This window comes from Campylobacter concisus (assembly GCF_002912425.1).
In the GTDB taxonomy this organism is placed as follows: Bacteria; Campylobacterota; Campylobacteria; order Campylobacterales; family Campylobacteraceae; genus Campylobacter_A; species Campylobacter_A concisus_AH.
In genome coordinates, this window is record NZ_POYR01000140.1 from 44,355 (window position 1) to 50,769 (window position 6,415).

General features: G+C 41.7%; 5 protein-coding genes. All 5 read left to right on the top strand.

Annotation, left to right across the window (positions count from 1 at the left end; translation table 11 throughout):
- Positions 1-2: 2 nt before the first annotated feature.
- Positions 3-1,211, top strand: coding sequence for a tyrosine--tRNA ligase (gene tyrS, locus CYP84_RS07800; RefSeq protein WP_103637173.1), 1,209 nt, complete (start codon positions 3-5; stop codon positions 1,209-1,211).
- The gene (locus CYP84_RS07805; RefSeq protein WP_021092139.1) at positions 1,212-2,303 is read left to right on the top strand and encodes a nitronate monooxygenase; all 1,092 of its coding nucleotides are present in this window, start codon (positions 1,212-1,214) and stop codon (positions 2,301-2,303) included.
- A complete protein-coding gene (locus CYP84_RS07810; protein WP_103637174.1) occupies positions 2,300-3,745 on the top strand; it encodes an N-acetylmuramoyl-L-alanine amidase family protein in 1,446 nt (481 codons plus the stop codon). Before CYP84_RS07805 ends, CYP84_RS07810 begins: the two co-directional genes overlap by 4 nt.
- Positions 3,742-5,607 (top strand): bifunctional tRNA (5-methylaminomethyl-2-thiouridine)(34)-methyltransferase MnmD/FAD-dependent 5-carboxymethylaminomethyl-2-thiouridine(34) oxidoreductase MnmC, encoded by a 1,866-nt coding sequence (mnmC, locus tag CYP84_RS07815; protein ID WP_103637175.1) that lies wholly within the window; start codon positions 3,742-3,744, stop codon positions 5,605-5,607. Before CYP84_RS07810 ends, mnmC begins: the two co-directional genes overlap by 4 nt.
- 74 nt (positions 5,608-5,681) lie before the next feature.
- On the top strand, positions 5,682-6,326 hold the full coding sequence (locus CYP84_RS07820; RefSeq protein ID WP_021087871.1) for a cupin domain-containing protein: 645 nt from the start codon (positions 5,682-5,684) through the stop codon (positions 6,324-6,326).
- Positions 6,327-6,415: the final 89 nt, after the last annotated feature.

A 6,415-nucleotide genomic window follows, 5' to 3' on the forward strand; every position in this document is an offset into this window, starting at 1 on the left:
AAATGGTTCAAGATATAGACGATATTTTACAAGAGATAAACCGCGGCGTTGCCGAGATGATCGATGCTGAGAGAGTTGAAAATTTGGTTAAAAATTATTATGAAAAAGGCGAAAATTTCTACGTAAAAGCAGGCTTTGACCCAACAGCTCCAGACCTTCACCTAGGTCACACAGTCGTTTTAAACAAGATGGCTTTGCTTCAAAAGCACGGTGCGATAGTGCAGTTTTTGATAGGAGATTTTACCGCTCAAATAGGCGATCCAACAGGCAAGTCAGCCACTAGAAAAAAACTAGATCAAGAGACCGTTTTAAAAAATGCCAAAACCTATGAAGAACAAGTTTTTAAAATTTTAGATCCTAAAAAAACTGTGATAATGTTTAACTCAAAATGGTCAAATGAGCTTGGCGCTGCTGGGATAATTGAGCTAACTAGCACATTTTCAGTGGCTAGAATGCTAGAGCGAGATGACTTTGAAAAGAGGATAAAAGCAGGCAATCCTATATCAATCTCTGAGTTTATGTATCCGCTTCTTCAAGGATATGATAGCGTTGCTATGAAGTGTGACATCGAAATGGGCGGTACGGATCAGAAATTTAACCTTCTAATGGGCAGAACCTTGCAGCGAACATATAATATCGGCAAAGAGCAAGCCGTCATCATGATGCCACTTCTTGAGGGGCTTGATGGCGTAAATAAGATGAGCAAGAGCCTTGGCAACTACATCGGCGTAACTGAAAATGCAAATGATATGTTTGCAAAAACGCTTAGCATAAGTGATGAGCTTATGTGGCGCTGGTATGAGCTACTAAGCACAAAAAATCTTGGCGAGATAGAAGAGCTGATGAATGATGTAAATAGTGGCAAATATCATCCAAAAAAGGCAAAAGAGGATCTTGCTTATGAGATAACAGCGAGGTATCACGGCGAGGAGGCGGCAAAGGCTGCTATGGCTGAATTTAACAGCGTGCACTCTCAAAATCAGCTCCCAACTGATATGAAAGAATTTAGCTTAAAGGCACCGATTTGGATAGTTGAAGCCTTATCTCAGTGTGGGCTAAGTGAGTCAAATTCTCAAGCAAGGCGAGATATAAAAGCAAACGCAGTTAGCATCAATCAAGAAAAAATTAGTGATGAGCAGTTAAAATTAGGAGCAGGCGAGTATATCTTGCAGGTTGGAAAGCGTAAATTTGCGAAGATAAAGGTTGAATAAATGGAGTTAAAGCCGTTAAAAATAGGTAAATACGAGATAAAATACCCGATATTTCAAGGCGGTATGGGGCTTGGCATAAGCTGGGACAAACTAGCTGGCAATGTGAGCTTAGAAGGCGGTCTTGGCATAATTAGCTCAGTTGGCACAGGCTACTATGAAAACCGCAAATTTATAGATAAAGAGCTAAATGCAAAGCCTTTTGGAAGTGAAAATTTCTACTCTACAAGAGGCCTTCGAGCTGTCATAGAAAATGCACGTAAAATTTGTGGCGACTTGCCACTTGGCGTAAATATAATGTATGCTGCAAACGACTACGCAAGGGTGGTTAAAGACGCTTGCGAGGCTGGTATAAACATCATCGTCTCAGGTGCAGGTCTGCCTACAAATTTACCCGAATTTACACAAAATTTTAAAGAGATAGCACTTGTGCCGATCGTCTCGAGCGCAAAAGCACTAAAGATCATCTGTAAGCGCTGGCTACAAAGATATGAGCGCTTGCCGGATGCTGTCGTGCTTGAAGGACCGCTAAGTGGCGGACATCAAGGCTTTACATACGAGCAGTGCCTTGATCCTGAGTTTTCACTATTTAACCTCATTCCGCAGGTAAAAGCCGAGATCAAAGAGTGGGGTGACTTTCCGCTCATCGCAGCTGGTGGAATTTGGGATAAAAACGACATCGAAAAGGCGATATCGCTAGGCGCAGACGGCGTTCAGATGGGCACACGCTTCATCGGTACTCACGAGTGCGATGCAGACATCGGCTTTAAAGAGGTTTTGCTAGCGGCTGAAGAGAAAGACATCGAGCTTATAAAGAGCCCAGTTGGCTATCCAGCTCGCGGAATAAGAACAAATTTGATAAATTTAGTCGATAAAAGAATGGGTCCAAAGATCCAGTGCATAAGCAACTGCGTGAGCCCTTGCCAAAGAGGCAAAGAGGCAAAGCAAGTTGGGTATTGCATCGCGGATAGGCTATTTGACGCATATAGCGGCAAAAAAGAGAGCGGGCTATTTTTCACTGGAGCAAATGGCTACAAACTAAAAGAGCTAATAAGCGTAAAAGAGCTAATGCATAAGCTGGTACATGGTGAATGAAACGGGTTTTAATCTCTCTTTTTCTAGCATTTAGTTTTCTTTTTGCGGCGACAAATTCGGAGACATTTGCCAAATTTGATAGAAATTTTATGGGCCTAAATAGAAGTGTTAAGATAAAGCTTCACAACGATATAAAAAATATCTACGTAGATGCGATCATTAAAAACGATAAAAACACCAAAAAACAAGCACTTACTAGGCTAATAACAAGCTCAAAGGCGCTTGGCTTTGACTCAAGCGCATATATAAGAGATCTAAATGCGATAAATGGCGTAAAAGGTGCTAGCGCGCCAGCGGTTTCGCCAGCTTTAACGCTACTAAGTGCCACAAAAGTAAATGACACCTTGGTGCTTAAATTTAACACAAAGCTAGATACCGCAAGGCTAAAAACATCGTTTGCCAAACAGCAAAATGCCTACAAAAATATCATGGACATTGACGGCAGGCTAAATGGCAACCCACTAACTTATAAAAATTTCATCTCAGACTACATCCACATCTCGCAGTATGATAAAAACACCGTTAGGATCATCTTTTCTGACAAGGTGCAAAAGACGATAAAGGCAAATGCAACTGGGGACTTGCTAATAATAAGCGCTCAAAATTTCATCTCAAATGAAAATGTAAGAGCGCCACTTCATAAGCTTAAAAATAAAAATGAAAAGCCAGCACAAAGCGAGGTAGAGCCAAATTTAAAGTCTGAGCCAGCACAAAGCGAGCCAGTAGAAGAGCCTTTGCCTCCAGTTGCGGCGGGTAAATTTTCACGCAACAAAACGATCGTCATCGACCCAGGTCATGGTGGCACAGACCCAGGCGCGGTAGATGGCAAACTGCAAGAAAAAACAGCCGTTTTGGGTGTAGCCAAAAAGCTTGGCGAGATACTAAAAGCTCGCGGCTACAAGGTATATTTCACTAGATCAACTGACGTTTTTATAAATTTAAGATCAAGAACTAAATTTGCAAACGACAAGATGGCTGATCTTTTCGTCTCCATCCACGCAAACGCCGCTCCAAACGCTGCCAAAGCAAAGAGCATGCACGGCATCGAGACATTTTTCTTATCGCCTGCAAGAAGCGAGCGCAGCAAAAACGCAGCCGCGCTTGAAAATAAATCAGACATCGAAGAGATGAACTACTTTTCGCAGCAAACGTTTCTAAACGTGCTAAACCGCGAGAAGATCATCGCTTCAAACAAGCTTGGTATCGACATCCAAAAGGACATTTTAGCAAGCGCTAGAAAGGTTTATGCAGCCAGCGACGGCAGCGTGAGAGAGGCGCCATTTTGGGTACTCGTGGGCGCTCTTATGCCAGCGGTTCTTGTAGAAATCGGCTACATCACACATCCAGTCGAGGGCGAAAAACTATTTAACGAGGCCTATCAAAAAGCCCTTGCAAACGGCATCGCAAACGGCATAGATGGATATTTTGCAAAAAATAGATGAAAAATGCAAATTTAAGCTTTAAAGGGCAAATTCCATTTAACGAAGAGTTTGGCGATATCTATTTTAATACCGAAAAACCCTGGCTTGAGAGCGAATTTGTCTTTGCGAGCGCACTTGATGAAATTTGGCAGAGCAAAGATAGCTTTATAGTCGCTGAGACCGGCTTTGGCGCTGGGCTAAATTTCTTTACACTTTGTAAGAAATTTAAAGCTAGCCTCAAAAAGCTTCACTTTGTTAGCATCGAAAAAAGTCCTATTAAAAAAGAAGATCTTTTAAAAATTTATGAAAATTTAGGCATTTTTAAAACTTATGCTAAAAAGCTAGTTTCACTCTATCCGCCGTTAATCTCAGGCATACACCGCATAAATTTCACCCCAAATGTCATCCTTGATCTTTGCTACGGCGAGGCAGAGCAAATTTTGTCTGAGCTTGATTTTAGCGCTGATATCTGGTTTTTAGACGGCTTTGCCCCAAGCAAAAATGGCTCGATCTGGAGCGAGGAGCTCTTTAAGCAGATAGCAAGGCTAAGCAGGGTTGGCACGATAGCTAGAACCTACTCGTGCGCAAAAATAGTAAAAGATGGGCTAAAAAATGCTGGCTTTTTGCTGAGCCTAAAAGAGGGCTACGCTAGAAAACGCCAGATGAGTAGCGCCGTGCTAGAGAAAAAGGATGAAAATTTAAAGGACGCTTGGTTTGCTAGATGCGAGCCTGTTGGCAGTGTAAATGGCAAAACTGCGCTTGTGATAGGAGCAGGAGTGGCTGGGCTTGCAACAGCCAGCGAGCTAGCCAAAAGTGGCTTTAAAGTGGTGATCGCCGAGGCAAAGAGCGAGGTTGCGACAAATGGCTCAGGCAACCACTGCGGCGCCTTGATGCCGCTAGTTACGAAGCCTGGGGTAAATTTAGGCCGCATGCATATAAATGCCTTTTTGCAAGCAGTGAAATTTTACAAGGCAAATTTGCCAAAAAGCCTCATCAAATTTAATGGCTGCATCGACTATGCGTTTGATGATGAGCTTGTCAAGCGATATGCCTCATGGCAAGATAAAAATGCGGAGGATATTTTTAAATTTGATGAGAGTTTAAAGCCATATCCTGGGATATTTATAAAAGAGGCAGCATACGCTAGGCCAAGAGAAATTTGCAAATTTCTCTCAAGCAAATTTGAAATTTTATTTAACCACGAGTACGAGAGCAGGGCGCACCTGAAAAATGGCAAAATAAGCGTTAAATTTAAAAATAAAAAAAGCTTTGAGGCTGATATCTTGATCTTTTGCACAGGCAGCAAGAGTAGTGAAATTTTTAAAGGCTACGACATGCAAATAAGTAGCGTCAGAGGTCAAGTCACGCACCTAAAACCAGTGCTAAAAAATGAGCTACCACTAAGCGCAAAAGGCTACATCTGCCCAGCCGTAAAAGGCGTGCAAGTCATCGGCGCAACCTACGCTAGAAATGAAATTTGCGATACGCCTAAAGCTGAGGATAATGCTAAAAATTTAAGCGACGTGAGCGAGTTTTTTGACACCAGAGAAGCAACCATCATCGGCTCACGTGTGGGATATAGAAGTTATAGCGGAGATAGGTTTCCGATAATTGGCGCCTTGCACGATGAGGCGTTTTATAAGCAAAACTACAAGGGGCTATTTTGGAGCAAAAATAAAGATAACAATCCAAAAGCAAGCTACGAAAAAAATCTCTTTGTAAATTTTGCTCACGGATCACGTGGCCTTGGCACGGCGGTACTTGGAGCAAATTTGATAATAGATCTTGTGCTTGCTCGCCCACTTTGCATAGAAAGATCACTATTTCATGAGCTTCATCCTGCTAGATTTTTGATAAGAAAGCTAAAAAAAGGACTAAAATAGTCAAATTCCTTAACATATGTTAAGAACTGTTATCAAAACTTGCATTATAATCCTTCACAAAAAAAGGATAAAAAATGAGTCAAATTTATAATCTCGATAAAGACACAAAGATAGTTGAAAAAAGCGTCGTTAGCAAAAGGCTCTTTCAAAACAAAAACGCAAGCATCGATATATACGCGTTTGACGAGGGCGAGGAGCTTGATCACGAGATGCTTTTTATAGACAGCCTTGCCTTCGTCATTGACGGCGAAGCGCAGCTTGAGTATGGCGAAAAGCAAATGAGGCTTGGACGCGACGAAGCCTGCCTTATCGAGGCAAAAACTTGGCGAAAGCTCAAATTTACAAAGAAAACAAAATATTTACTAATAGATTTTAAGGAGAATGTTATGATAGATCATTTAGACAAAGCGAGTGTTTTTAGCCTCGCAGATGCCGTTAGTTACGAGAGTGGCAAGATAGTTAGCAAAACGCTTGTCAAAAACGAAAATGGCTCGATGTCGCTGCTTAGTTTTGACAAAGACCAAGAGCTCTCAACCCACGCAGCACCAGGCGATGCGCTACTTATCGCGCTTGATGGCGAGCTTGATTTAAAGATAGCTGATGAGAGTTTTCATCTAGTAAAAGGCGATAGTATCGTGCTTCCAGGCAAGATCCCACACGGCCTAAAAGTGAAAGACAAATTCAAAATGCTTCTAATCGTCACAAAAGACAAAATGTAAAAATAAGCCCTATTTTAGGGCTTTTCTCTTTTATAAATCACATTAAATTTACCCTTAATAACCCAAAAAGCAAAGTCATAATATAATCC

Coding starts and splice junctions, on each gene's coding strand:
- CYP84_RS07810 (WP_103637174.1), top strand. CDS start 2,300: ATGAAACGGGTTTTAATCTCTCTTTTTCTAGCATTTAGTTTTCTTTTT.
- mnmC (WP_103637175.1), top strand. CDS start 3,742: ATGAAAAATGCAAATTTAAGCTTTAAAGGGCAAATTCCATTTAACGAA.
- CYP84_RS07805 (WP_021092139.1), top strand. CDS start 1,212: ATGGAGTTAAAGCCGTTAAAAATAGGTAAATACGAGATAAAATACCCG.
- CYP84_RS07820 (WP_021087871.1), top strand. CDS start 5,682: ATGAGTCAAATTTATAATCTCGATAAAGACACAAAGATAGTTGAAAAA.
- tyrS (WP_103637173.1), top strand. CDS start 3: ATGGTTCAAGATATAGACGATATTTTACAAGAGATAAACCGCGGCGTT.